This is a genomic window from Streptomyces sp. YS415 (assembly GCF_023544665.1).
Lineage (GTDB): Bacteria > Actinomycetota > Actinomycetes > Streptomycetales > Streptomycetaceae > Streptomyces.
This window is the reverse complement of record NZ_JAMJFL010000003.1, coordinates 131,121-154,911: the sequence shown is the minus strand read 5'-3', so window position 1 is coordinate 154,911 and position 23,791 is coordinate 131,121. Positions and strand designations below refer to the sequence as shown.

24 protein-coding genes are annotated in these 23,791 nt (G+C 73.1%); 8 read left to right on the top strand and 16 right to left on the bottom strand.

What is annotated here, in order from left to right:
• Nucleotides 1–76 precede the first annotated feature (76 nt).
• Complete coding sequence (locus M8H82_RS05425) at nt 77–721, top strand: DUF305 domain-containing protein (RefSeq protein ID WP_250071263.1); 645 nt, start codon at nt 77–79, stop codon at nt 719–721.
• Between the two features lie 78 nt (nt 722–799).
• Here the strand turns inward: M8H82_RS05425 and M8H82_RS05420 are convergent, their stop codons facing one another.
• Nucleotides 800–1,222, bottom strand: coding sequence for a DUF6299 family protein (locus tag M8H82_RS05420; protein WP_250071262.1), 423 nt, complete (start codon nt 1,220–1,222; stop codon nt 800–802).
• A 226-nt stretch (nt 1,223–1,448) separates the two neighbouring features.
• Between M8H82_RS05420 and M8H82_RS05415 the strand changes: the two genes are divergently transcribed.
• Complete coding sequence (locus M8H82_RS05415) at nt 1,449–1,643, top strand: DUF5999 family protein (protein ID WP_250071261.1); 195 nt, start codon at nt 1,449–1,451, stop codon at nt 1,641–1,643.
• A gap of 8 nt (nt 1,644–1,651) precedes the next feature.
• Here the strand turns inward: M8H82_RS05415 and M8H82_RS05410 are convergent, their stop codons facing one another.
• Both M8H82_RS05410 and M8H82_RS05405 read right to left on the bottom strand, forming a co-directional pair.
• Nucleotides 1,652–2,050: a RidA family protein gene (locus M8H82_RS05410; protein ID WP_250071260.1), complete on the bottom strand. Its 399-nt coding sequence runs from the start codon at nt 2,048–2,050 to the stop codon at nt 1,652–1,654.
• Nucleotides 2,047–3,177, bottom strand: a complete 1,131-nt coding sequence (locus tag M8H82_RS05405; protein ID WP_250071259.1) for an acyl-CoA dehydrogenase family protein — start codon at nt 3,175–3,177, stop codon at nt 2,047–2,049. Before M8H82_RS05405 ends, M8H82_RS05410 begins: the two co-directional genes overlap by 4 nt.
• Before the next feature lie 145 nt (nt 3,178–3,322).
• Between M8H82_RS05405 and M8H82_RS05400 the strand changes: the two genes are divergently transcribed.
• Together M8H82_RS05400 and M8H82_RS05395 are read left to right on the top strand one after the other, a co-directional pair.
• Entirely contained in the window at nt 3,323–4,927 is a 1,605-nt protein-coding gene (locus tag M8H82_RS05400; protein ID WP_250071258.1) for an AMP-binding protein, read from the top strand.
• 15 nt (nt 4,928–4,942) lie between these two features.
• Nucleotides 4,943–5,755 (top strand): PaaX family transcriptional regulator C-terminal domain-containing protein, encoded by an 813-nt coding sequence (locus M8H82_RS05395; RefSeq protein WP_250071257.1) that lies wholly within the window; start codon nt 4,943–4,945, stop codon nt 5,753–5,755.
• A 24-nt stretch (nt 5,756–5,779) separates the two neighbouring features.
• Here the strand turns inward: M8H82_RS05395 and M8H82_RS05390 are convergent, their stop codons facing one another.
• The gene (locus M8H82_RS05390; protein WP_250071256.1) at nt 5,780–8,143 is read right to left on the bottom strand and encodes a bifunctional salicylyl-CoA 5-hydroxylase/oxidoreductase; all 2,364 of its coding nucleotides are present in this window, start codon (nt 8,141–8,143) and stop codon (nt 5,780–5,782) included.
• The gene (locus tag M8H82_RS05385; RefSeq protein WP_250071255.1) at nt 8,128–8,955 is read right to left on the bottom strand and encodes an enoyl-CoA hydratase family protein; all 828 of its coding nucleotides are present in this window, start codon (nt 8,953–8,955) and stop codon (nt 8,128–8,130) included. The genes M8H82_RS05390 and M8H82_RS05385 overlap by 16 nt, the downstream gene beginning before the upstream one ends.
• Before the next feature lie 292 nt (nt 8,956–9,247).
• Between M8H82_RS05385 and M8H82_RS05380 the strand changes: the two genes are divergently transcribed.
• Nucleotides 9,248–9,700 carry an ATP-binding protein gene (locus M8H82_RS05380; RefSeq protein WP_250071254.1) on the top strand — a complete coding sequence of 151 codons (453 nt, stop codon included), beginning with the start codon at nt 9,248–9,250 and terminating at the stop codon, nt 9,698–9,700.
• A gap of 6 nt (nt 9,701–9,706) precedes the next feature.
• Here M8H82_RS05380 and argF read toward each other — a convergent pair whose 3' ends face one another.
• Together argF and M8H82_RS05370 are read right to left on the bottom strand one after the other, a co-directional pair.
• Nucleotides 9,707–10,717 carry an ornithine carbamoyltransferase gene (gene argF, locus M8H82_RS05375; RefSeq protein ID WP_250071253.1) on the bottom strand — a complete coding sequence of 337 codons (1,011 nt, stop codon included), beginning with the start codon at nt 10,715–10,717 and terminating at the stop codon, nt 9,707–9,709.
• 75 nt (nt 10,718–10,792) lie between these two features.
• Complete coding sequence (locus M8H82_RS05370) at nt 10,793–12,019, bottom strand: arginine deiminase (RefSeq protein WP_250071252.1); 1,227 nt, start codon at nt 12,017–12,019, stop codon at nt 10,793–10,795.
• A gap of 129 nt (nt 12,020–12,148) precedes the next feature.
• Here M8H82_RS05370 and M8H82_RS05365 point away from each other — a divergent pair, with 129 nt between their 5' ends.
• On the top strand, nt 12,149–13,153 hold the full coding sequence (locus tag M8H82_RS05365; protein WP_250071251.1) for an SPFH domain-containing protein: 1,005 nt from the start codon (nt 12,149–12,151) through the stop codon (nt 13,151–13,153).
• On the top strand, nt 13,150–14,043 hold the full coding sequence (locus M8H82_RS05360) for a hypothetical protein (RefSeq protein WP_250071250.1): 894 nt from the start codon (nt 13,150–13,152) through the stop codon (nt 14,041–14,043). The genes M8H82_RS05365 and M8H82_RS05360 overlap by 4 nt, the downstream gene beginning before the upstream one ends.
• 8 nt (nt 14,044–14,051) lie before the next feature.
• On the opposite strand, the gene M8H82_RS05355 is transcribed toward M8H82_RS05360, so the two are convergent.
• From M8H82_RS05355 to M8H82_RS05345, 3 genes are all read right to left on the bottom strand, one after another.
• Nucleotides 14,052–16,589: a polynucleotide kinase-phosphatase gene (locus M8H82_RS05355; RefSeq protein WP_250071249.1), complete on the bottom strand. Its 2,538-nt coding sequence runs from the start codon at nt 16,587–16,589 to the stop codon at nt 14,052–14,054.
• Nucleotides 16,586–18,046: a 3' terminal RNA ribose 2'-O-methyltransferase Hen1 gene (locus M8H82_RS05350; RefSeq protein WP_250071248.1), complete on the bottom strand. Its 1,461-nt coding sequence runs from the start codon at nt 18,044–18,046 to the stop codon at nt 16,586–16,588. The genes M8H82_RS05355 and M8H82_RS05350 overlap by 4 nt, the downstream gene beginning before the upstream one ends.
• Nucleotides 18,047–18,189: 143 nt before the next feature.
• On the bottom strand, nt 18,190–19,113 hold the full coding sequence (locus M8H82_RS05345; protein ID WP_250071247.1) for an LLM class F420-dependent oxidoreductase: 924 nt from the start codon (nt 19,111–19,113) through the stop codon (nt 18,190–18,192).
• A 244-nt stretch (nt 19,114–19,357) separates the two neighbouring features.
• Between M8H82_RS05345 and M8H82_RS05340 the strand changes: the two genes are divergently transcribed.
• Nucleotides 19,358–19,558 (top strand): hypothetical protein, encoded by a 201-nt coding sequence (locus tag M8H82_RS05340; RefSeq protein ID WP_250071246.1) that lies wholly within the window; start codon nt 19,358–19,360, stop codon nt 19,556–19,558.
• Nucleotides 19,559–19,877: 319 nt separating this feature from the next.
• Here the strand turns inward: M8H82_RS05340 and M8H82_RS05335 are convergent, their stop codons facing one another.
• From M8H82_RS05335 to M8H82_RS05310, 6 genes are all read right to left on the bottom strand, one after another.
• Nucleotides 19,878–20,360, bottom strand: coding sequence for a DUF6099 family protein (locus M8H82_RS05335; protein WP_250071450.1), 483 nt, complete (start codon nt 20,358–20,360; stop codon nt 19,878–19,880).
• A 169-nt stretch (nt 20,361–20,529) separates the two neighbouring features.
• Nucleotides 20,530–20,859: a nucleotide pyrophosphohydrolase gene (locus M8H82_RS05330; protein WP_250071245.1), complete on the bottom strand. Its 330-nt coding sequence runs from the start codon at nt 20,857–20,859 to the stop codon at nt 20,530–20,532.
• Nucleotides 20,856–22,070 (bottom strand): ATP-binding protein, encoded by a 1,215-nt coding sequence (locus tag M8H82_RS05325; protein WP_250071244.1) that lies wholly within the window; start codon nt 22,068–22,070, stop codon nt 20,856–20,858. Before M8H82_RS05325 ends, M8H82_RS05330 begins: the two co-directional genes overlap by 4 nt.
• Nucleotides 22,071–22,147: 77 nt before the next feature.
• Nucleotides 22,148–22,537, bottom strand: coding sequence for a cell division protein SepF (locus M8H82_RS05320; RefSeq protein ID WP_250071243.1), 390 nt, complete (start codon nt 22,535–22,537; stop codon nt 22,148–22,150).
• Between the two features lie 119 nt (nt 22,538–22,656).
• Complete coding sequence (locus M8H82_RS05315; RefSeq protein WP_250071242.1) at nt 22,657–23,586, bottom strand: MBL fold metallo-hydrolase; 930 nt, start codon at nt 23,584–23,586, stop codon at nt 22,657–22,659.
• Entirely contained in the window at nt 23,583–23,780 is a 198-nt protein-coding gene (locus M8H82_RS05310) for an acyl-CoA carboxylase subunit epsilon (RefSeq protein ID WP_250071241.1), read from the bottom strand. Before M8H82_RS05310 ends, M8H82_RS05315 begins: the two co-directional genes overlap by 4 nt.
• Between the last annotated feature and the right edge of the window lie 11 nt (nt 23,781–23,791).

The window sequence follows — 23,791 nt, the reverse complement described above, 5'->3', positions numbered from 1 at the left end:
GCCGGTCCCCGCCACGGGCGTGAGCCCGTGACTCGGCATGCCCACGAACGGAACGACAAGCAAGGTGAGATCACCCATGACTGCAATCAAGCGCGGCCTCGCCGCGGCGGGTCTCGTCGCGGCGGGCGCCCTGTTCCTCGCGGCCTGCGGGGGCGACGGCACGGACGGCATGGACGGCATGGAGCACGGCGGTTCGGCGTCGCGGACGGCGTCGGAGCGGGCAGGAGCCGGGGCCGGGGCCGGGACCTTCAACGACGCGGATGTCGCGTTCGCGCGGATGATGATTCCGCACCACGAACAGGCCCTGGAGATGGCGGAGCTGGCCGACGGCCGGGCCTCCGACGCGGAGGTCGAGGAGCTCGCGGGGCGGATCGAGCGGGCCCAGGGCCCGGAGATCACGACGATGAAGGGCTGGCTTCAGTCCTGGAAGCAGCCGGCCGCCGATGCGTCGGGGTCCGGCATGGACCACGGCGCGGGCCACGGCGGTGACGGCATGATGTCCGGCGCGGACATGGCGGAGCTCAAGGCCCTGAAGGGCACCGCGTTCGACAAGGCCTTCGCCGAGATGATGATCGAGCACCACAACGGCGCGATCGCCATGGCCGAGGACGAGCGGAGGAACGGCGAGCATCCCGGCGCCCGGAAGATGGCGGCAGCCGTCGTCAAGAGCCAGGCAGCGGAGGTCGAGCAGCTCCGGGCCGTCGTCGACCGGCTCTCGTAGCGCGGTGGCCGGACTCCGCGGCGGCCTGTCGCCGGCCGCGGAGTCCGGCCGCAGTCGTATCCGGTGACCCGCAGGGGGTCAGCCCGCGACGAGGGTCACGTCCTGCTGGTGGGCCGCGTGGATGACGGGCAGCGGCAGGCCGCCGCTGGTGTCCAGCTCCATGACGGTCGCCTCCACGCGGGCCGCGCCCGCTTCGAGCGAACGGGCGGACGGTTTGCCCGTGTTCTGCCAGCGGTGCTCCAGGCCGTCGCAGACCGCGCGGGTGCCGCCGATGCCGTGACGCAGACCGGAGGAGGGCTTGCCCACGGAGGAGCTGACGAAGACCGGGCCCTTGCCGCCGGTGCAACGGTAGGTGCCGGAGAGGGTGACCGTGCCGTCGGTGGTGATGGTGCCGGTGGCGTCGACGGTCACCGTCCCGGAGGGGGCGGCGGGCGCGGCGGGGGCGGCAACGAGGAGGAGGGCGGCAGCGGCGGTTGTGCCGAGGGCGGCGCGTACGGGCATGGGAAGGCCTTCCGGTGAACGGAGTTCGGGGGCCTCCACCACTACCGGGCGGGCGCGCCCACGCGCGTGATCGTCACTCCTTCGGTGGCGAGTCCGCCCCGAGCGTCCCCGGACCGTCCGGGAGTTGTCCCCGTGGTGTCACGCTTGCGGCCGGCCCGTGGCGATGCGTTCACGCCGGGAGGATGGTCTACCCATAGGAAGTGTCCGACCCATGTGGAGGCGCGCCATGAGTGCTCACCCGACGTCGTGTTCCGTGACCGGTACGCATGCTCCGCTCGTCGTCGCCGCCCATCCCGAGCAGGGGTGGAGCCTGCTGTGCGACGGCACGATCGTCTTCGACGACTCCGGTGAGCTGCTGCCGGACGGGCGGGTCGTGCTGCCGCACCGGGTGCCGGTGGACCGGCTGGCGATGGCCGCCTGACCGGCGCGCTACGGCAGCACCGCGAAGCCGTCCAGTTCCACCAGCGCCTGCCGGTCCCACAGGCGCACGACCTCCACCACGGCCATCGCCGGGTAGTCCCGGCCCGCCAGCCGCCGCCAGATCAGCCCCAGGTCGCGGGCGTGCCCGCGGTAGGTCCCGAGGTCCGTGGCGTACACCGTGACCCGCGCCAGGTCCGCCGGGGTGCCGCCCGCCGCGCGCAGGGCCGTCAGCAGGTTGCCCAGCGCCTTCTCGAACTGCTCCGGGAGCGTGTCGCCCTGGATCTTCCCGTCGGCGTCCAGGGCTGTCTGGCCGGCCAGGAACACCAGCCGGGAACCCGTCGCCACCACCGCGTGGGTGAACCCCGTGGGCGGGGACAGCTCGGGCGGGTCGACGCGTTCCGCTGTCATGACCGTGCCTCCAGGTCGGCGTACAACTCCTTGGCGATGATGCCGCGTTGCACCTCGCTCGCGCCCTCGTAGATCCGCGGGGCGCGGACCTCGCGGTACAGGTGCTCCAGCAGGTGACCCCGGCGCAGGGCCCGGGCGCCGTGCAACTGGACGGCCCGGTCCACGACGTACTGCGCCGTCTCGGTCGCCAGCAGCTTCGCCATCGCGGCGCGCCTGGGCACGTCCGGGGCGTCTTCGTCGTACGCCGTGGCCGCCGCGTACACCATCAGACGGGCCGCCTCGGTGCGCAGGGCCAGCTCGGCGACCTGGTGGGCGACCGTCTGCAGGTCGCTCAGCGTGCCGCCGAAGGCGTCCCGTCGGGCGGTGTGGGCGAGCGTCGCGTCCAGGGCTGCCTGCGCCATGCCGACAGCGAAGGCGCCGACGCTGGGGCGGAAGAGGTTCAGGGTGCCCATCGCCACCCGGAAGCCCCGGTCGGGCTCGCCCAGGAGGTCGTCGGCCGTCACCGGGACCGCGTCGAAGTCCAGCGTCCCGATGGGGTGCGGGGAGAGCATGTCGAGGGAGGCGCCGGTCAGGCCCGGGCGGTCGGCCGGTACCAGGAACGCGGTCACTCCCCGGGATCCGGCGCCCGGGGTGGTGCGGGCGAACACCGTGTAGAAGTCGGCGTCGGGGGCGTTGGAGATCCAGCACTTCTCGCCGGTGAGGCGCCAGGCGGAGGGGCCGTCGGCGTCGGCGGTGAGGGACAGGGCCGCCGCGTCCGAGCCCGCCCCCGGCTCGCTCAGCGCGAACGCGGCCACCGCCGTGCCCTCGCCGACCCCCGGCAGCCAGCGCTCCCGCTGGGCCGGGGTGCCGTGGGCGTGGACCGGGTGGGCGCCCAGGCCCTGGAGGGCGAGGGCGGTCTCCGCCTCGGTGCACGCGTAGGCCAGGGACTCGCGCATCAGGCACAGGTCCAGGGCGCCGGAGGTGAACAGGCGGGGCAGCAGGCCGAGGCCGCCCAGTGCGGCGACGAGCGGGCGGTTGACCCGGCCGGGCTCGCCCTTCTCGGCGAGCGGGCGCAGGCGCTCGGCGGCCAGCAGGCGCAGGTCGGCACACCAGGCGGTCTGTTCCGGTGCGAGTGAGAATGCGGACATCGCCGTCCTCTCCGCCCGCGGCCGTCGACGGGACCGCGGAGCCACTCCCCCGACGGTATCGCGTGCAGTTGACTGCCGTCACCAACGCGATACGCTCCTCGGGCGAGCCCACCAGGGAGCCCACCAGGCAAGGGGGCGCACCGCCATGAACGTCTCGGCGCATCTCGACACCTTCGCGCGCGACCATCTCCCGCCGGCCGACCAGTGGCCCGAACTCACCTTCGATCTGCCGGAGCTGCGGTACCCCGAACGGCTGAACTGCGCCGCCGAGCTGCTGCAGGGCCCCCCGGACGACCGTCCGGCGTTCCGCACCGCCGGCGGCCCCGGCTGGACCTACGGCGAGCTGCGGGCCCGGGTCGACCGGCTCGCGCACCTGCTGACCGGCGACCTGGGGGTCGTCCCCGGCAACCGGGTGCTGCTGCGCGGCCCCACCGGCCCCTGGCTCGCGGCCTGCTGGCTCGCGGTGCTCAAGGCGGGCGCGGTCGCCGTGACCGTCCTGGCCCAGCAGCGCCCGCACGAGCTGCGCACGATGTGCCGGATGGCCGAGGTGAGCCACGCCCTGTGCGACATCCGGGCCGTCGACGACCTCGCCAAGGCGGAGATACCCGGGCTGCGGATCGCCGCCTACGGCGGTGACGCCCCGGACGACCTGCTGAAGCGGCCGGCGCCGCGCACCCCGTACACCGCCGTGGACACCGCCTGCGACGACGTGGCGCTGATCGCCTTCACCTCCGGCACCACCGGGCGGCCCAAGGGCTGTATGCACTTCCACCGGGATGTGCTGGCCATAGCGGACACCTTTTCCAAGTACGTGCTCCGGCCCCGTACGGGCGATGTGTTCACCGGCAGTCCCCCGCTCGGCTTCACCTTCGGGCTCGGCGGGCTCGTGGTCTTCCCGCTGCGGGCCGGGGCGAGCGCGCTGCTGCTCGAACAGGCCGGCCCGCGGCAGTTGCTGTCCGCCGTCGCCGAGCACCGGGTGACGGTGCTGTTCACCGCGCCGACCGCCTACCGCGTGATGCTCGGCGAACTGGACGGGCACGACGTCTCCAGCCTGCGCCGCTGTGTCTCGGCCGGCGAGAACCTGCCCGCCGCCACCTGGCGGGCCTGGCACGAGCGGACCGGGCTGCGCATCATCAACGGCATCGGCGCCACCGAACTGCTGCACATCTTCGTCTCCGCCGCCGACGAGCACATCAGGCCCGGCACCACCGGGCTGCCGGTGCCCGGCTGGCACGCGCGCGTGGTCGACGCGGACGGCCGGGAGAAGCCCGACGGGGAGCCGGGACTGCTCGCGGTGCGCGGACCGGTCGGCTGCCGCTATCTCGCCGACCCCCGCCAGCGCGAGTACGTGCGGCACGGCTGGAACATCACCGGCGACACCTACGTCCGGGAGAGTGACGGCTACTTCCGCTACGTCGCCCGCGCGGACGACATGATCATCTCGGCCGGGTACAACATCGCCGGTCCGGAGGTCGAGGAGGCGCTGCTGCGCCACCCGGACGTGCTGGAGACGGCGGTGGTGGGCCGGCCCGACGCGGCGCGCGGACAGGTCGTGACGGCGTTCGCGGTGCTCCGGCCGGACGCGCCCCGGGACGCGGCGGCGCTGCGCTCCTTCGTCAAGGCGGAACTCGCGCCGTACAAGTGCCCGCGCGAGATCGTGTTCCTGGACGCCCTGCCGCGTACGGCGACCGGCAAGCTCCAGCGGTTCAAGCTGCGTCTCACGGCCGACGCCGCCGGTGACCGGCAGTGACGCCGACGACCTAAGATGATCAACGTGTCCGACCAGCATGCACCACGGTCTTTGATCGTCACGCTCTACGGCGCCTACGGCCGCTTCGTGCCCGGCCCGGTGCCCGTCGCCGAACTGATCCGGCTGCTGGCCGCGGTGGGCGTGGACGCTCCCTCGGTGCGCTCGTCGGTGTCCCGCCTCAAACGGCGCGGGCTGCTCGTCCCGGCCCGTACCGCCGAGGGCGCGGCGGGCTACGAACTCTCCCCGGACGCGCGCCAGTTGCTCGACGACGGCGACCGGCGCGTGTACGCCACCGCGCCGCCCGACGAGGAGGGCTGGGTGCTGGCGGTCTTCTCGGTGCCGGAGTCGGAGCGCCAGAAGCGGCACGTCCTGCGCTCCCGGCTGGCGGGCCTCGGCTTCGGCAGCGCCGCCCCCGGCGTGTGGATCGCGCCCGCACGGCTGTACGAGGAGACCCGCCACACCCTGGCACGCCTGCGCCTGGAGGCGTACGTCGACTTCTTCCGCGGTGAGCACCTCGGCTTCGCGCCCACCGCCGAGGCCGTGACCCGCTGGTGGGACCTGGCGGCCGTCGCCAAGGAGCACGAGGCGTTCCTCGACCGCCACGCGCGCGTGCTGCACGCCTGGGAGCAGCGCTCGGACACCCCGCCCGAGGAGGCGTACCGCGACTATCTCCTCGCCCTGGACTCCTGGCGACATCTGCCGTACGTCGATCCGGGGCTGCCCGCCCGGCTGCTGCCGGAGGACTGGCCGGGGGTGCGGTCGGCGGAGGTGTTCCACGCGCTGCACGCGCGACTGAGGGACGCGGGGGCCGTCTTCGCCGGGCTGTGAGCCCCGTCGGAGCCCCGGCTGCCCTCATGTCCCGAGCGTGAGGCGGGGCTTGGGGGCGTCCGTGCGGCCCGTGCGGGGGCGGCGGCTGCCCGCCCGGTACGGGACCGGCCAGACCACGCCCGGTCCCTCGTAGGACTGTTCCGCCGCCGCGTGCAGGGTCCAGTTCGGGTCGTAGAGGTGGGGGCGGGCCAGGGCGCACAGGTCGGCGCGGCCCGCCAGCAGCAGGGAGTTGACGTCGTCCCAGGAGGAGATCGCGCCCACCGCTATCACCGGGATGCCGGTGCTGTGGCGGATGCGGTCGGCGTACGGCGTCTGGTACGAGCGCCCGAACTCCGGGCGTTCCTCGGCCACGACCTGCCCGGTCGAGACGTCGATCGCGTCGGCGCCGTGCGCGGCGAACGCGCGGGCGATCTCGACGGCGTCCTCGGCACCGGTGCCGCCCTCGGCCCAGTCCGTGGCGGAGATGCGGACGGTCATGGGCCGTTCCTGCGGCCAGACGCCCCGGACCGCGTCGAACACCTCCAGCGGGAAGCGCAGCCGCTTCTGGAGGGAGCCGCCGTAGGCGTCGGTGCGCCGGTTGGTCAGCGGGGAGAGGAAGCCGGAGAGCAGATAGCCGTGCGCGCAGTGCAGTTCGAGGAGGTCGAAGCCCGCGCGTGCGGCACGCCAGGCCGCGGCCGTGAACTGCTCGCGCAGATCGGTGAGCTGGGCCCGGGACAGCTCGCGCGGCGTCTGGCTCCCGGGCTTGTACGGGATGGCCGAGGCGGCCACCAGCGGCCAGTTGCCGTCGGGCAGCGGCTCGTCGATGCCCTCCCACATCAGCCGGGTCGAGCCCTTGCGCCCGCTGTGGCCGAGCTGCACGCCGATCGCGGTGCCGGGCGCCCGGGTGTGCACGAAGTCGGTGATCCGGCGCCAGGCCTCGGCCTGCTTGCCGTTGTAGAGGCCGGTGCAGCCGGGGGTGATCCGGCCCTCGGGGCTGATGCACACCATCTCGGTCATCACCAGGCCGGCCCCGCCGAGCGCCCGCGCGCCCAGGTGGACCAGGTGGAAGTCGCCGGGGAGTCCGTCGACGGCCGAGTACATGTCCATCGGCGAGACGACGACCCGGTTGCGCAGGGTCAGTCCGCGCAGCCGGAACGGGGTGAACATCGGCGGTGTGCCGGGCGGGCAGCCGAAGGCGCGTTCCACCGATTCCGTGAAGCCGGCGTCGCGCAGGCGCAGGTTGTCGTGGGTGACCCGGCGGCTGCGGGTGAGGAGGTTGAAGGCGAACTGGCGCGGGGGCTGGCCGAGGTAGCGGGCGATGTTCTCGAACCACTCCAGGCTGGCGCGGGCGGCGCGCTGGGTGGAGGCGACGACGGGTTTGCGTTCCTCCTCGTACGCGCGCAGGGCGCTGGGGATGCCGGGGTGCTCCTGGAGGCAGGCGGCGAGTGCGAGGGCGTCCTCCACGGCCAGCTTCGTGCCGGAGCCGATGGAGAAGTGGGCCGTGTGGGCGGCGTCGCCGAGCAGCACGACGTTCTCGTGCGACCAGCGTTCGTTGACGACCGTGCGGAAGGTGGTCCAGGCGGACTTGTTGGAGTGCAGGGGGCGGCCGCGCAGGGCTTCCGCGAAGATCTTGGCGCAGCTCTCGATGGACTGCTGCGGGTCGATGTCGTCGAAACCGGCCGCTCGCCACACCTCCTCGCGCATCTCGATGATGACGGTGGAGGCGCCTGGGGAGTAGGGATAGCCGTGCAGTTGCATCACGCCGTGTTCGGTCTCGGCGATGTCGAAGCGGAAGGCGTCGAAGGCGAAGTCGGTGGCCAGCCAGATGTAGCGGCAGCGGTGGGTGGCCACCTGGGGCCGGAACACGTGGGCGTAGGCGTCGCGGGTGGTGCTGTGCACACCGTCGGCGGCGATGACCAGGTCGTGGGAGGCGGCCAGCCGGGCCGGGTGCGGGGCCTCGGATGCGAAGCGGAGTTCCACGCCGAGGGCGCGGCAGCGGTGGTGCAGGATCTCCAGGAGGCGTCTGCGGCCGAGGGCGGCGAAGCCGTGGCCTCCGGAGGTGTGGCGGGTGGCGCGGTGGACGATGTCGATGTCGTCCCAGCGGATGAAGTGGTGCTGGAGGGCCGCGTGGACCTCGGGATCGGCGTGCTCTATGCCACCCAGGGTCTCGTCGGAGAGGACCACGCCGAAGCCGAAGGTGTCGTCGGGGGCGTTGCGCTCCCAGACGGTGATCTCGCGGGCGGGGTCGAGGCGTTTGAGGAGGGCGGCGGCGTAGAGGCCGCCGGGGCCGCCGCCGATGATCGCCACCTTCAGGGGGTGGCTGGTGAGGGGTGGCGCCTGCGGGTTCGTGGGGGCCGATCGCGCAGTTCCCCGCGCCCCTGGGGTCGGAACAGTCACCGTCCCCTCCATTTGGGAGGTCGCCGCGCGGTGAAGGCCGCGTGGAATTCCGCGTAGTCCTCGCCCGTCATCAGCAGGGCCTGCGTCGAGGCGTCCAGTTCCACCGCTGCCGCCAGCGGCATGTCCAGTTCCGCCGTCAGGAGCGCCTTCGTCTGGGCGTACGCCAGTGCCGGGCCCTCGGACAGGCGGCGGGCCAGGGAGCGGGCCGCCTCGTCCGCCCGGCCCTCCTCCGCCAGTTCGCTGATCAGGCCGATGCGCTCGGCCTCCGGCGCCCGTACCGGGTCGCCCAGCATCAGCAGGCGAGTGGCATGGCCCAGGCCGACGACCCTCGGCAGCAGGTACGCCGCTCCCATGTCGCCGCCGGACAGTCCCACGCGCGTGAAGAGGAAGGCGAACCGTGCCGTCGGGTCGGCCACCCGGAAGTCGGCGGCCAGGGCCAGCACCGCGCCCGCGCCCGCCGCCACGCCGTGGATCGCCGCGACCACCGGGAACGGGCACTCGCGGACCGCCCGGACCACCTGGCCGGTCATCCGGTTGAAGTCCAGCAGCTGGGCGGTGTCCATGGACAGCGTCGCGCCGATGATCTCGTCCACGTCCCCGCCGGAGCAGAAGCCGCGCCCCTCCCCGGCCAGCACCAGGGCCCGTACCGCCCGCTCGCGGGACAGTTCGGCGAGCAGGTCGCGCAGGTCGGCGTAGGCGCCGAAGGTGAGGGCGTTGAGCTTCTCGGGGCGCTCCAGGGTGACGGTGGCGACGCCGTCGGTGAGGTCCACGCGCAGATGCCGCCAGCGTTCGGTACGGGCGGCGGAGCCGGTGAAGGGACTCATGGCGGGCGGCCTCCTCGGGCGGACTGCGGGCGGCGCTGTTCCACTGAGGTCTACCCGGCGAAGTTATCACTCATCCGTGACTGTCGTCAGGATGGCGCGATACGTCACCGGCGCGATCCACGTGTCACGGGTCGTCGACGCCCCGGTAACGACGGGAGCAGCCGCGTGAGCCGCGTCGTGCATCCGGGTAGGCCGCTGGTCACCGGGGTGAAGGCCCCGGCCGGTGCCCGCCGGACGCTTCCACCGGCGGCCCCGTACCATTGCTCTGGTCGAGAGCAGGACAGCCTGCTTGATGAACGGATCCGCCGTGCACGATCGCCTCCCCTCCGCCGCCTCCTGGCGCATCGCACTGCCGCACACCACCGCGGCGGTGCCGGTCGCGCGCGCCCTGATCCGTACCGCCCTCGCCGAGCTGGAGCACTCCGCCGACGGCGACACCGCGGAGCTGCTGACCGCGGAGCTGGTGGCGAACGCCGTGGAGCACACGGCGGGCGAGGGGCCCATAGAGCTGGTGGTGGAACTGGCGCCGGGCGGCTGCCAGGTCGAGGTGCACGACCCGGACCCGGCGCCGCCGGGGAACCTCACCCTCCCCTGCGAAGGGGAGCCGGACCCCTGGCAGGAGCACGGCCGGGGTCTGCTGCTGATCCGCACGCTGAGCTCGTCCTGCGGTCACCGGCCGACGTCGTCGGGGAAGGCCGTGTGGTTCAGGCTGCCGGCGATACCGGCGCAGCGGCGGCCCGTCTAGCCCTCCTCAGGCCAGGGTGGCGACCAGGACCGCCTTGATCGTGTGCATACGGTTCTCCGCCTCGTCGAAGACCACCGAGTGCGGCGACTCGAAGACCTCGTCGGTGACCTCCAGGGAGTCCAGGCCGCGGGTCTCGAAGATCTCCCGGCCGACCTTCGTGCCCAGGTCGTGGAAGGCGGGGAGGCAGTGCAGGAACTTCACGTCCGGATTCCCGGTGGCGCGCAGCACGTCCATCGTCACCGCGTACGGGGCCAGCGACTTGATCCGCTCGTCCCAGACGTCCTTGGGCTCACCCATCGACACCCAGACGTCCGTGGCGACGAAGTCGGCGCCCACGACACCCTCCGCCACGGACTCGGTGAGCAGGACGGTGGCCCCGCTGCCCTCGGCGAGCCGGCGCGCCTCGGCGACGATGTCCTCGTGCGGCCAGTACGCCTTGGGCGCGACGATCCGTACGTCCATGCCGAGCAGCGCGCCGGTGATCAGATAGCTGTTGCCCATGTTGAAGCGGGCGTCGCCGAGGTAGGCGAAGGCGATGCCGTCGTCCAGGGTCTTCGGGGTGTGCTCCAGCATGGTGAGGACGTCGGCGAGCATCTGGGTGGGGTGCCAGTCGTCGGTGAGGCCGTTGTAGACCGGCACCCCGGCGTGCGCGGCCAGCTCCTCGACGTTCTCCTGGCTGTCCCCGCGGTACTCGATGGCGTCGAACATCCGCCCGAGCACCCGCGCGGTGTCCTTGACCGACTCCTTGTGCCCGATCTGCGAGCCGGAGGGGTCCAGGTAGGTCGTCGAGGCGCCCTGGTCGGCGGCGGCGACCTCGAAGGCGCAGCGGGTGCGGGTGGACGTCTTCTCGAAGATCAGCGCGATGTTCCTGCCGCGCAGGTACTGCGGCTCGGTCCCGGCCTTCTTGGCGGCCTTCAGCTCGGCGGCCAGCTCGACCAGACCGCGGAACTCGTCCCCGGTGAAGTCGAGCTCCTTGAGGAAGTGGCGGCCGGCGAGGGCGGTCGGGACTGTCGCCATGGGGGCGCTCCAGGGATACGTGAACAATGACCCTGGAAGTCTATACGATGTTCCACATTTATATACAGCGTCGCGTCAGCGGACGACCCCTCGCTCCACCGGGCAGCTCATGCAGCGCGGGCCGCCCCTCCCCCGGCCCAGTTCGCTGCCCGGGATCTCGATGACCTCGATGCCCTGCTTGCGCAGATGCGTGTTGGTGGTGGAGTTGCGCTCGTAGGCCACGACGACGCCCGGCTCGACCGCGAGGACGTTGCAGCCGTCGTCCCACTGCTCCCGCTCGGCCGCGTGCACGTCCTGGGTCGCGGTCAGGACCCGGATCTCGCTCAGCCCGAGGGCGGCGGCGATGGCGCGGTGCATGTGCTCGGGCGGGTGGTCGGTGACCTTCAGCTCCTTGCCATCGACGCCCGGCTCGATGGTGTACGAGCGGAGCATGCCGAGCCCGGCGTACTGGGTGAAGGTGTCGCCGTCGACCATCGTCATCACGGTGTCGAGGTGCATGAAGGCCCGCCGCTTGGGCATGTCCAGGGCCACGATCGACTGGGCGGAGCCCGCGGCGAACAGCTTGTGCGCCAGCATCTCCACGGCCTGCGGGGTGGTGCGCTCGCTCATGCCGATCAGCACGGCGCCGTTGCCGATCACCAGGACGTCGCCGCCCTCGATGGTGGACGGATAGTCGGCCTGCCCCTCGGACCAGACGTGGAACGTCTCGTCCCGGAAGAGCGGGTGGTGCCGGTAGATCGCCTCGAAGTGCACGGTCTCGCGCTGGCGGGCCGGCCAGCGCATGGCGTTGACGGAGACGCCGTCGTAGATCCAGGCGGAGGTGTCGCGGGTGAAGAGGTGGTTGGGCAGGGGCGCGAGCAGGAAGTCGTCGAGTTCCATGGCGTGGAAGCGCACGGAGACCGGCTCCGGGTGGGCGTCCAGGTACTCGCGCTTGGTCATGCCGCCGACGAGGGCCTCGGCCAGCTCGGGGGCGGGCAGGTTGTCGAAGGCGGCGCGCAGGTGGTCGGTGGCGAGGACGCCGTACTCCTTCTCGTCGAAGACGCGGTCCAGGACGAGGGTGCGGGCCGCCGGGATCGCCAGGGCCTCGGTGAGCAGGTCGCCGAAGAGGTGGACGGTGACCCCTCGGTCGCGCAGGACGTCGGCGAAGCCGTCGTGCTCGGCGCGCGCCCGGCGCACCCAGAGCACATCGTCGAAGAGCAGCGCGTCCTTGTTGCTGGGGGTGAGCCTTTTGAGCTCGAGATCCGGCCGGTGCAGGATGACGCGGCTGAGCCGCCCGGCCTCGGAGTCGACATGGAATCCCATGTCTCCATCCTGACCATCGGGGGGCGTATTCACCCCCTTCTTGACCACTTCTGATTGTCGTCCTCTTGACGATAAGCGGACCCTCCGCTTATCGTCGTCATGACGAAAATCAGTGAGGGGGGTCCTTCCATGGCCGACATCACCCGGCGCCTCGGCTGGCGCCATCTGCGCGGGGCGCCGACGGCGCACATCCGGCACCACCGCTCGGGCCGGCTGGCGCACGACGGCACGGGGATCAGCTTCTGGTTCCGGGCGCTCAGCGCCGCGCTCTCCGAAGTGCCGGTCGACGACCGGGAGCTGGCGATGACGTTCCACGCCCGTACGGCCGACTTCCAGGACGTGGCCGTCCAGGCGACGGTCACCTACCGCATCAGCGACCCGGCCCTCGCCTCGGCCCGCCTGGACTTCTCGGTCGACCCCGACACCGGGGCCTGGCGCGGCGCCCCCCTGGAACAGCTCGGCACCCTGCTGACCGAGACGGCCCAGCAGCACGCCCTGCACGTCCTCGCCCGTACGCCCCTCGCGGCGGCCTTGGTGGACGGGGTGAGCGCGGTGCGCGAACGGGTCGCCGCCGGGCTCGCCGCCGAGCCGCGGCTGCCCGCCACCGGCATCGAGATCGTCGCCGTGCGCGTGGTGGCGCTGCGCCCGGAGCCGGAGGTGGAGCGGGCGCTGCGCACCCCGGCGCGCGAGCTGATCCAGCAGGAGGCCGACCGGGCCACCTACGAGCGCCGGGCGGTGGCCGTCGAGCGGGAGCGCGCGATCGCCGAGAACGAACTGGCCAGCCAGATCGAACTCGCCCGCCGCGAGGAGCAGTTGGTCGAGCAGCGGGGCACCAACACGCGCCGGGAGGCGGAGGAGGCCGCGGCGGCCGACGCGGTACGGGCCGAGGCGGAGGCGGCTCGCTCGGTGCGGCTCGCCCGCGCCGAGGCCGAGGGCACCCGGCAGGTCGGTGACGCGAAGGCCGCGGCCCAGGCCGCCTGGCTGCGGGTGCACGCCGAGGTGGACGTCGCCGTCCTGCACGCCCTCACCGGCACCCGGCTCGCCGAGAACCTGCCCCGCATCGACAGCGTCACCGTCTCGCCGGACGTGCTCACCGGACTGCTCGCCCGGCTCGGCGACGGGGAGCGGACGTGAGCCTCGCCCCCCGGGCCGTGCTCGTCCACCGCACCACGGAGTACGAGGAGTTGGTGGCCCGGCACGGCACCCACGGGCAGGCCGCCTACTTCCTGCGCTCCCGCGGCCGGGACATCGAGGAGGTCGCGGCCCGGCACCGGCGCACCCGCCGGGCGCTCGCCGAGGTGGTCGCGGCGATTCCGCTGACCTGGCGTCAGGCTCGGGTGGAGCGGGCCGACGTGGACCGCTTCCTGTTCGCGCCGCAGGACGTGGTGGTCGTGGTCGGCCAGGACGGGCTGGTGGCGAACGTCGCCAAGTACCTCTCGGGGCAACCGGTGATCGGCATCGACGCCGAACCCGGGCGCAACCCGGGTGTCCTGGTACGGCACCGGCCCGCGGACGCGGCCAGGCTGCTGGCGTCGGCCGGCACCACGGCCGTCGACGAGCTCACCATGGTCGAGGCCGTCGCCGACGACACCCAGCGCCTGGTCGCGCTGAACGAGATCTATCTGGGCGCCGCCGGACACCAGACGGCCCGGTACCGCCTGGGCCTGGAGGACGACGGGGGTGTCGTCGAGGCCCAGGCGTCCTCCGGGGTGCTGATCGGCACCGGGACGGGGGCGACCGGATGGCTCCGGTCGGTGTGGCAGGACCGGGGAGGACGGCTGCGGCTGCCTTCCCCGGCGGAGGAACGGCTGCTGTGGTTCGTCCGCGAGGCCTGGCCCTCACCGGCCACCGGGACCTCCCTGGTGGCCGGTGAGCTGGCCGGTCCGGCCCGGCTGACCCTCACCGTCGAGTCCGAACGCCTGGTCGCCTTCGGGGACGGCATGGAGACCGACGCCCTGGAACTGACCTGGGGCCAGTCGGTGCGGATCGGCGTGTGCCGGGAGCGGCTGCGGCTCGCCGGGTAGAGCCCCGCTCACAGCCGCGGGTCGACCGGCTCCGACTCCAGCGCCAGCACCCCGAACACCGCCTCGTGCACCCGCCACAGCGGCTCGCCCTCGGCCAGCCGGTCCAGGGCCTCCAGACCGAGCGCGTACTCGCGGATCGCGAGCGAGCGCTTGTGGTTGAGGAAGCGCGAGCGCAGCCGGGTCAGGTTGTCCGGGCGCGTGTACTCGGGGCCGTAGATGATCCGCAGGTACTCGCGGCCGCGGCACTTGATGCCGGGCTGCACCAGCCGGCCCTGCGGGCCCCGCACCAGGGCGCCGGCCGGCTTGACGACCATGCCCTCGCCGCCGCGCCCGGTCATCTCCAGCCACCAGTCGACGCCCGCCCGCACCGACTCCGGGTCGGCGGTGTCGACGTGCAGGCGACGCGTCGTCTGCAGCAGGCCGGTGCTGTCGTGCTCCACCAGCCGGTCCAGCAGCGCGAGCTGTTCGTCGTGCGGGAGCGCGGCGAGGCTGCGGCCCTGGACCGCCAGGATCTGGAACGGTGCCAGGCGGACGCCGTCCAGGCCCTCGGTGGTCCAGCAGTAGCGGCGGTAGGCCTCCGTGAACGCCGAGGCGTCCGCGGCCCGTTCGCGCTGGCGTGCCAGCAGCGCGGACACGTCGACACCCCGCGCGGCGGCGCCCTCCAGCGCGGCGAGCGCACCCGGGAACACCGCCCCGGAGGCGGCGCCCACGGCCGCGTACTGCGAGCGCAGCAGCCCGGACGCCTTCAGCGACCAGGGCATCAGCTCGGCGTCCAGCAGCAGCCAGTCGGTGGCGAGTTCGTCCCACAGACCGGCCTCGCCGACGGCCGTGCGCAGGTGACCGAGGACCGTCTCCGTCACCGACTCGTCGTCGAAGAAGGGGCGCCCGGTCCGCGTGTACAGCGACCCGGTCGGCCCGTCGACGCCGAACCGCCCGCGCGCCGCGTCCGCGTCCCGGCACACCAGGACCACGGCACGCGAGCCCATGTGCTTCTCCTCGCACACGACCCGCTCGACCCCGTCCTCCCGGTACTGCGCGAACGCCTCCTCGGGGTGCTCCAGGTAGCCGTCCACCCGCGAGGTCGCCGTCGGCGCCATGGTCGGCGGCAGGTACGGCAGCAGCCGCGGGTCGACGGCGAAGCGGCTCATGACCTCCAGGGCCGCCGCCGCGTTCTCCTCGCGGACGGCGACCCGTCCCGCGTGCCGCGTCTCCACGGCCCGGCGCCCGTGCACGTCCGCCAGGTCCAGCGGCCGCCCGTCGTGACCGCCGGGCGCTTCCGTCCGCAGCGGCTTGGCCGGCTCGTACCAGACCCGCTCGGCCGGTACGTCGACCAGTTCCCGCTCGGGCCAGCGCAGCGCGGTCAGCTTGCCGCCGAAGACGGCACCGGTGTCCAGGCAGATGGTGTTGTTGAGCCACGTGGCCTCCGGGACGGGAGTGTGGCCGTACACCACGGCCGCCCGGCCCCGGTAGTCCTCGGCCCAGGGGTAGCGCACCGGCAGCCCGAACTCGTCGGTCTCCCCGGTGGTGTCGCCGTACAGGGCGTGCGAGCGGACCCGGCCCGAGGTGCGGCCGTGGTACTTCTCCGGCAGCCCGGCGTGGCAGACGACCAGCTTGCCGCCGTCGAGGACGTAGTGGCTGACCAGGCCGTCGATGAACTCCCGTACCTCGCGCACGAACTCCTCGCTCTGACCCTCCATCTGCTCGATGGTCTCGGCGAGTCCGTGCGTGTGCTGGACCTGGCGGCCCTTGAGGTGGCGGCCGAACTTGTTCTCGTGGTTGCCCGGCACGCACAGCGCGTGACCCGACTTCACCATCGACATCACCCGCCGCAGCACGCCCGGGCTGTCCGGGCCGCGGTCGACGAGGTCACCGACGAAGACGGCGGTACGGCCGGCCGGGTGGACGCCGTCGACGTAGCCGAGCCTGCCGAGCAGCGACTCCAGTTCGGCGGAGCAGCCGTGGATGTCGCCGATGATGTCGAAGGGGCCGGTGAGGTGGGTCAGGTCGTTGTAGCGCTTCTCGGTGACGACGGTGGCGTGCTCGACGTCCTCGACTCCGCGCAGGACGTGCACCTTGCGGAAGCCCTCGCGCTCCAGCTGCCGGATCGACCGGCGCAGTTCGCGGATGTGCCGCTGGATCACCCGGCGCGGCATGTCGGCGCGGTCGGTGCGGGCCGCGTTGCGCGCGGCGCACACCTCTTCCGGCACGTCCAGCACGATGGCTATCGGCAGGACGTCGTACTGCTTCGCCAGGTCGATCAGCCGGCGCCGGGAGTCCTGCTGGACGCTGGTGGCGTCGACGACCGTACGGCGGCCGGCCGCGAGGCGCTTGCCCGCGATGTAGTGCAGGAGGTCGAAGGCGTCCCGGCTCGCGCTCTGGTCGTTCTCGTCGTCGGAGACCAGGCCGCGGCAGAAGTCGGAGGAGATCACCTCGGTGGGCTTGAAGTGCTTGCGCGCGAAGGTGGACTTGCCGGAGCCGGAGGCGCCGACGAGCACCACGAGGGACAGGTCGGTGACGGGCAGGTTGCGCCCCTGGTTCTCGGTCATGCGGCCTTCGCCTCCTTGTCGTCACGCGTGAACACAGCCATCTGGGTGGGTGGTCCCACTTCGGGGTCGTCGGGGCCGACGGGCACGAACTCCACGCCGTAGCGGTGCCGTTCGGCCACCGCCGCCGCCCAGGCGCGGAACTCCTCGCGGGTCCACTCGAAGCGGTGGTCGCCGTGCCGGACGTGTCCGGCCGGGAGGGACTCCCAGCGGACGTTGTACTCGACGTTCGGGGTGGTCACCAGGACCGTCCGCGGGCGGGCGGCGCCGAAGACCGCGTACTCCAGGGCGGGCAGCCGCGGCAGGTCGAGGTGCTCGATGACCTCGCTGAGCACGGCGGCGTCGTAGCCCTTGAGCCGCTTGTCGGTGTAGGCGAGGGAGCTCTGCAGGAGCGTCACGCGGGACGCCTGCCGCTCGCCCATGCGGTCCAGCTTGAGCCGCCGGGAGGCGATGGTGAGCGCCCGCATCGAGACGTCGGTGCCGACGATCTCGGTGAAGCGGACGTCCTTGAGCAGCGCCTGCAGCAACTGGCCCTGGCCGCAGCCGAGATCGAGGACGCGGGCGGCACCGGACGCGCGCAGCGCGGCGAGGATCGCGTCCCGGCGCTGCACGGCGAGCGGGGTGGGGCGCTCCTCTTCCTCCGCCTCGGCCTCGACGGCGTTGTCGATGTCCTCGACCTCGCTGTCGTCGGCCTCGGCGAGCCGCACCAGTTCCAGCCGCTGCATGGCCTGGCGGGTCAGCGACCAGCGGCGGGAGAGGTAGCGGCTGGTGATCAGCTTCTGCTCGGGGTGGTCCGGCAGCCAGCCCTCGCCGGCGCGCAGCAGCTTGTCGACCTCGTCGGGGGCGACCCAGTAGTGCTTGGCGTCGTCCAGGACGGGCAGCAGCACGTACAGGTGGCGCAGCGCCTCGGCGAGGGTGAGCGTCTCGGACTGAAGGACGAGCCCGACGTAGCGCGAATCGCCCCACTCCGGGAACCGCTCGTCGAGGGGCACCGGTTCGGCGGTGACCGTCCAGCCGAGCGGCTCGAACAGGCGCCGTACCAGGCCGGGGCCGCCGCGGGCGGGCAGCGCGGGTACCTCGACGCGCAGCGGGCGGGCCTGTCCCGGCAGGTCCGGCCTGGCCGTGCAGGTGCCCTTCATCGCGCTGGAGAAGACCCCGCTCAGGGCCACCGCGAGCAGCGAGGAGGCCGCGTAGGGGCGGTCGTTGACGTATTGCGCGAGCGCCGCGTCGGGGGCGCCGCCGCGTCCCTTGCCCTTGCCGCGCCGGACCAGTGCCACCGCGTCGACCTCCAGCAGCAGCGCCGCCGTGCAGCGCTCGGCGTCCGCCTCGGGGTAGAGGACATGGGCCTTGCCGTAGGAGGTGGAGAACGCCTGCGCCTTCTCGGGATGCTTGTGCAGCAGGTAGCCGAGGTCGGTGGCGGGGCGCTGTGGGGTGCCGGTGGTACTGATCGTCAGGAACATGGGCAGGGCCTTTGAGGCTCGGTGGACGGATACGCCGCCGTACGCACGAAGGCCCCCAGGAGGGTGATCCTGGGGGCCTTCAGGACGACGGTCACACCTTCGCACACCGGGCCCGACCGGCGCCTTTGGTTATTCCTACGGTCTTAGGAGAGCTGCGACTGCACCTGGGAGGAGATGAGTTCCAGGTGGTCGAGGTCGGAGAGATCGAGCAGCTGGAGGTAGATCCGGCGGGAGCCCGTCTCGGCGTAGCGGCCGATCTTGTCGACGACCTCGGCCGGGGAGCCGGCCAGGCCGTTGGCCTTGAGCTCGTCCACCTCACGGCCGATGGCGGCGGCCCGGCGGGCGACCTCCGCGTCGTCCTTGCCGACGCAGACCACCAGGGTGTTGGAGTAGGTGAGCGCGTCGGCGGCGCGGCCGGCCGCCTCGGCGGCGGCGCGGACCCGGCCGAACTGGCGGACGGTGTCCTCGATGCTGCCGAAGGGCATGTTGAACTCGTCCGCGAACCGGCCCGCGAGGCGCGGGGTGCGGCTGGCGCCGTGGCCGCCGATGAGCACCGGGATCTTCGCCTGGGCGGGCTTGGGCAGCGCGGGCGAGCCGGTGAGGTCGTAGTAGGTGCCGTGGAAGTCGAAGGTCTTGCCGATGTCGGTGGCCCACAGACCGGTGACGATCGCGAGCTGCTCCTCCAGACGCCCGAACTTCTCCTTGGGGAAGGGAATGCCGTACGCCTTGTGCTCCTCCTCGAACCAGCCCGCGCCGAGGCCGAGTTCGACCCGGCCGCCCGACATCTGGTCGACCTGCGCGACCTGGATGGCGAGCACGCCGGGCAGCCGGAAGGTGCCCGCGGTCATGAGGGTGCCGAGGCGGATGCGCTGGGTCTCGCGGGCGAGTCCGGCGAGGGTGATCCAGGCGTCGGTGGGGCCGGGCAGGCCGTCGGCGGAGCCCATGCTCAGGTAGTGGTCGGACCGGAAGAAGGCGGAAAATCCCAGGTCCTCGGTGGCCTTCGCCACGGTGAGCAAGGTGTCGTAGGTGGCCCCCTGCTGGGGCTCGGTGAAGATGCGAAGATCCATGCCTCCATCCTGCACGGTCGGGCGGTGGTCAACCCGGGCGGTCCCACCGGCTGCGCTCGGCCACGGTCGGGTGAAAAACGCCGACGGCGGGCCCGGGGCGGGGGCCGGGCCAGTGACCCGGTCCGGTGATGATCGTTGGCTCGGGCGGAGCCGGACCGCCCGGCTCCCGCACCGGCCTGTTCGCCGCCGGGGCGACACCCGCGTCGGTCTCCGCAACCCGGGGCCGGGGGCCGAGGAGGCCGTCATGTCCGAAGAGTCCGTGCCGCAGCAGGGCGGGGCCACGAGCGCCGGGGGCGCCGACGGTCGGCCGAAGGGGCTGCTGCAGCAGATGGAGGAGCTGATGGCGGCGCTGAACGCGGATCTGTCGGCGCTGGACGCGGAGTTCCAGTCGTCCGGCGGGTCGGGGCGGGGTGCGGCGACGGGGGTCGTGAAGTCCGGCGACTAACTAGGCACCGGCTCACGGCGCCCGAGGGCACCGGCTCGCGAGGTCGAGGGGCACCGGCTCACGGCAGCCGAAGGCACCGAGTCGCGATGGTCGAAGGCACCAGCTCGCAATGGCCGAGATCACCGGCTCACGGCGACTGAAGGGCACCGGCTCACTGCGGCCGAGGGCACCGGCTTGCGATGGTCGAAGGCACCGGCTTGCGATGGTCGAGATCACCGGCTCACGGCGGCTGAAGGGCACCGGGCCACGGCGGCTGAAGGGCACCCGCTCACGGCGGCCGAAGGCACCGAGTCGCGATGGTCGAGGTCGGGGGGCTCGGTCAGCCCGCTTCCCTCTGCGCCTCCTGCAGCAGCAGTTCTCTGTCCCGGTCCGCCAGTCTGCGGAGCATCTCCAGGACGCGGTCGCGGGACTCGTCGGCCGCGTCGATGGCCTCCATGCACTGCCAGTACGTGCCCTCGTCGTCCGCCGCGCTCGCCAGACCGACCAGGGCGATGCCGACCTCGCCGAGCAGCCCGCCCAGGCACAGCAGCGCCTGGCGGGCGTCGCCCAGGTCGCCGAGCTGGGCGGCGCGCAGGTCCTTCAGGTCGAGTACGGGGGTGTCGAGCACCCCACAGCCCCGGCCCGCCAGCTCGGTCAACCCCAGTGCCTCGCCGCGCAGTTCGGGTGGGCCGAAGACCGCGAGCCGGCTGCCTATCGCCTGGGCCAGCGCCTGCGCCTGCCACACCTCGGTCATGATGTCCGGCGCGCGGTCGCTCGCCGCCAGGGCACGCCTGCTCGTCACGATGAGCCGCACCGCGTCCATGCGCTGCCCCCGTCTGCTCCGACGTGCCGTCGGCACGTCTTCCTGAACTCCCTTGTTCACTACCCAGAGTGAGGGGGCGTGAGACGAAAAGCCAGAGGAAGACGGAAATCTGCGGACAACAAATCGGTTTCGGACGGTTGAATCGTCACGGAGAGTAAAACCGGAGTGATCAACTCCTGGGCGGGAACCGCCGTTCGTTCCGGTCGATCTTCGCGGCCAGGGCCGCCAGCGGGTCGATGCCGAGCACCTCGCACAGTTGCAGCAGGTAGGCCAGCACGTCGGCGACCTCGTCCGTGACGCGGTGCGCGGTGTCGGGGTCGGACATCACCCGGGCCGACTCCTCGGGGGTCAGCCACTGGAAGATCTCGACCAGTTCGGAGGCCTCCACGCTGAGCGCGGCGACGAGGTTCTTGGGGGTGTGGTACGGCTGCCAGTCGCGGGCGGCCGCGAACTCGGCCAGTCTGCGCTGGAGCTGCGCCACGTCGAGGGGTTCGGTCACGGGTTCAGGTGTACCACCGTGACGCCGGGCGCCTCGCCGGCCCAGGCCGCGTCGCTGACCGTACCGACGAGGCGGATGTGGCCGCGGGCGCACATCCGGGCGGCCAGCCGCAGGAGTTCGGTGCGCTGGCGCGGGTCGAGGGCGCGTTCGAGGCCGTCCGTCAGGACGGTCAGGGTCCGCATGGCCGGGGGCACCTCCCCGGGGGCGTCCAGGTCCAGCACGCCGGGGCCGGTGAGCAGGACCAGGGCGAGCGCGAGATGGCGCAGCTCGCCGTCGCCGAGGCGGGCGAAGTCGGTGCGGGTGCCGTCGCCGCGGTCCAGCACGCCCCGGACGGTGCCGTCGCCGAGCTGTTCGGCCAGGACGTCGTGGACGGGGCCGGGGCATCCGGCGCGCACCGCGGTGATCAGCAGCCGGTGGCGGCGGGCGCACTCGACGCGGGTGCGCCACAGGACGTCCGCGAGGTTGTCGCAGCCGCCCAGGAGGCGTCCGGAGCCGGTGGGGACAGGGGCGCGCATCCGGTCCGGGTGCGGATCGCAGGCGAAGACCGAGCGCAGGGCGACGACCATCTGCTCGGCGGCAGCGAGGACGCGGCGCTGTCCGTCCGTCTTGCCGGCCACGCGCAGGGGCAGCAGCGCGGTGCCGAGGAGGTCGTCGGGGAGCGGGGCGCGGGTCACGGGCGCGGATCCGGCGGTGTGCCAGGCGGCCTGGACGGAGCGCCGGCCGGGGTCGCGCAGGGCGGTCTCCAGCAGGGTGACGCCGTCGGCCGTCAGCCGCTCGCCGACGATCCGCAGGCCGGGCTCGGCCTGTACGGCGAGGTCGAGCCGGACCGGGCCCTCGGGGCCGTCGGCGGTGCAGCCGATACGGAAGCCGCGGCGGCGCTGGGCGTCGGGGCGGGCGCCGTCGGGCACACAGGCGAGGGGATCCGGGAACACCTCCCGCAGTGCGGCTCCCCCGCCGAGCCGGGCCAGCGCCTCGTACGCCCGCAGCGCGGTGGTCTTCCCGCAGCCGCTGCCCCCGGCGAGCAGCGTGCACGCCCCGAACGGCACCCGGACCCCCCGGTGCCCGGCGAACGCGGACAGCCGTAACTCGGTGATCCGGGGCCGCTGGGGGCGCCGGGCCTCCCCGAAGTCGGAGAGGGAGTCGGAGGGGGCCGGCGCGGGCGAGGACTCCGGCGGCGCGGGCGGATTCGGAGGTGTGGGGGGTGCGGTCATATGCGGACCGTAGGAGGGCCGGGCCGGGGGAATCGTTCCGTCGGCGCGGGCTTCCTACGATCGGGGGACCGCGCGGGTCAGGAGTCCGGAACCGCCGCCTCCTCCATGAGCCCGCTCACCTCGGTGCCGTGCGGGGTCAGCAGGAACACATTGCGGTCGACCCGGTGCATCCCGCTCGCCAGGCCGAAGACGACGCCCGTGCTGAAGTCGAGGACGCGCTTGGCGACCTCGCCCTCCGCGCCCGTGAGGTCGAGGAGGACCGGGATGCCGGCCATCAGGGTCTCGGCGACCTCACGGGCGTCGCCGAAGACGTTGACCCGCAGGACCACGAAGCGGCGGCGCGGCTCGGTCGCCGCCTCGGGATGCGAGCGGTGGTCCACCGCGGACGGCCATGCGTCCCGGCCGCGCAGGGGTACGACCTGGGCGAGCCCTTCCCACTGTTCATCGGTGACGTCGTAGCGGTTCACCGGCTCCCCCCGAACTGACTGGTACTCGTTGCCTGCACCAGCCAATTCTTACGCCAAGTCACCCGTTCGGCCCAACACCGACACGGGCCGGAGTGGTGCGGCCCCGTGCCGGTGCGCCGTCAGGCGTGGCAGCTGGGGAGGGCGCCGCCGTTGTAGGTGATCATCTCGCCGAACGCCTCCGCCACGTCCACCGTCCGGCCGGAGGCTATCGCCTCGCGTTCGTCGAGTTCCGCGTAGGCGCGGTGCAGGTTGCCCACGATGCGCTCGAACTCGGTGAGGTGGCCGAAGGCGCCCGTGCCCGCCTCCCTGGCCGCCACCAGGGGAGTCAGGCGCTGGGCCCGGCCCTCCGCCGCCACCCGCTGGATCCAGCGCAGGTACTCCTCCGTCTCGTCCAGCACCTCCGGCCCCCGCACCGGGCCGTGCCCGCAGACCACCGTGCGGGGCCTGAGGGCGCGCAGCCGGGCCAGGGCCGCCAGGGACCCCGAGACCGAGCCCATGAGGACGAACGGGGAGCAGCCCGCCATCGCGATGTCCCCGGCGAACAGGACCCGTTCGCCGGGCAGCCAGGCCACCACGTCGTCGTTGGTGTGGGCCGGGCCCGGATGGAGCAGGCGGATCTCGCGGTCGCCCTGGTGGAGGCTCAGCTCGTCGGTGAAGGTGAGGTCCGGCAGCCGTACCGACAGCTCCCCCCACGCCACGTCCGGCCAGACCCCGGTGAGGGCCAGGCCGTTGCGCGCCATCTCCGCCCGGGTCCGGGCGTGCGCCACCACCGTCGCACCCTCGAACGCGCCGTTGCCGTGGGTGTGGTCGCCGTGGTGATGGGTGTTGACCAGGACCCGGACCGGGCCGCGGCCGAGCCCGCCCACCGCCTCCCGCAGCGCCGCCGCCCGCGCGGCCGTGGCCGCCGTGTCGACGAGGAGCAGGCCCTCGGGACCGGCGACCACGCCCGCGTTGCTGAGGCACCAGCCCCCGTCGGGCTGCAGATGGGCGTACACCCCGTCGGCCACCTCGACGAGCTCGGTCCTCAGCCGTGTCGCGGAACCGCTCATGACAGCGCCGTCCAGTACGGGTATCCCGGCGCCGCCCAGCTCGTCCCCCCTCCGCCCGTCTGCGTCCAGGCCACCGCCGGGGGCTGGACCGGCAGGGGTTCCACCTCCGCGGAGGCCTCCCGGCGGCCGGACATCGCCAGCAGCACGGTGAGCAGGGCCGAGAGTTCCTCCGGTGTCGGTTCGCCTCGTAGCACTCGTATCACCC

What these genes read in the sequence shown, in the direction of transcription:
- M8H82_RS05345 (WP_250071247.1), bottom strand. Translation starts at nt 19,113, where the DNA reads ATGGATCTTCGCATCTTCACCGAGCCCCAGCAGGGGGCCACCTACGAC.
- M8H82_RS05365 (WP_250071251.1), top strand. Translation starts at nt 12,149, where the DNA reads ATGGCCGACATCACCCGGCGCCTCGGCTGGCGCCATCTGCGCGGGGCG.
- M8H82_RS05315 (WP_250071242.1), bottom strand. Translation starts at nt 23,586, where the DNA reads ATGAGCGGTTCCGCGACACGGCTGAGGACCGAGCTCGTCGAGGTGGCC.
- M8H82_RS05390 (WP_250071256.1), bottom strand. Translation starts at nt 8,143, where the DNA reads ATGGAGGGGACGGTGACTGTTCCGACCCCAGGGGCGCGGGGAACTGCG.
- M8H82_RS05385 (WP_250071255.1), bottom strand. Translation starts at nt 8,955, where the DNA reads ATGAGTCCCTTCACCGGCTCCGCCGCCCGTACCGAACGCTGGCGGCAT.
- M8H82_RS05400 (WP_250071258.1), top strand. Translation starts at nt 3,323, where the DNA reads ATGAACGTCTCGGCGCATCTCGACACCTTCGCGCGCGACCATCTCCCG.
- M8H82_RS05370 (WP_250071252.1), bottom strand. Translation starts at nt 12,019, where the DNA reads ATGGGATTCCATGTCGACTCCGAGGCCGGGCGGCTCAGCCGCGTCATC.
- argF (WP_250071253.1), bottom strand. Translation starts at nt 10,717, where the DNA reads ATGGCGACAGTCCCGACCGCCCTCGCCGGCCGCCACTTCCTCAAGGAG.
- M8H82_RS05420 (WP_250071262.1), bottom strand. Translation starts at nt 1,222, where the DNA reads ATGCCCGTACGCGCCGCCCTCGGCACAACCGCCGCTGCCGCCCTCCTC.
- M8H82_RS05350 (WP_250071248.1), bottom strand. Translation starts at nt 18,046, where the DNA reads ATGTTCCTGACGATCAGTACCACCGGCACCCCACAGCGCCCCGCCACC.
- M8H82_RS05425 (WP_250071263.1), top strand. Translation starts at nt 77, where the DNA reads ATGACTGCAATCAAGCGCGGCCTCGCCGCGGCGGGTCTCGTCGCGGCG.
- M8H82_RS05410 (WP_250071260.1), bottom strand. Translation starts at nt 2,050, where the DNA reads ATGACAGCGGAACGCGTCGACCCGCCCGAGCTGTCCCCGCCCACGGGG.
- M8H82_RS05380 (WP_250071254.1), top strand. Translation starts at nt 9,248, where the DNA reads ATGAACGGATCCGCCGTGCACGATCGCCTCCCCTCCGCCGCCTCCTGG.
- M8H82_RS05335 (WP_250071450.1), bottom strand. Translation starts at nt 20,360, where the DNA reads ATGGACGCGGTGCGGCTCATCGTGACGAGCAGGCGTGCCCTGGCGGCG.
- M8H82_RS05405 (WP_250071259.1), bottom strand. Translation starts at nt 3,177, where the DNA reads ATGTCCGCATTCTCACTCGCACCGGAACAGACCGCCTGGTGTGCCGAC.
- M8H82_RS05415 (WP_250071261.1), top strand. Translation starts at nt 1,449, where the DNA reads ATGAGTGCTCACCCGACGTCGTGTTCCGTGACCGGTACGCATGCTCCG.
- M8H82_RS05340 (WP_250071246.1), top strand. Translation starts at nt 19,358, where the DNA reads ATGTCCGAAGAGTCCGTGCCGCAGCAGGGCGGGGCCACGAGCGCCGGG.
- M8H82_RS05355 (WP_250071249.1), bottom strand. Translation starts at nt 16,589, where the DNA reads ATGACCGAGAACCAGGGGCGCAACCTGCCCGTCACCGACCTGTCCCTC.
- M8H82_RS05395 (WP_250071257.1), top strand. Translation starts at nt 4,943, where the DNA reads ATGATCAACGTGTCCGACCAGCATGCACCACGGTCTTTGATCGTCACG.
- M8H82_RS05325 (WP_250071244.1), bottom strand. Translation starts at nt 22,070, where the DNA reads ATGACCGCACCCCCCACACCTCCGAATCCGCCCGCGCCGCCGGAGTCC.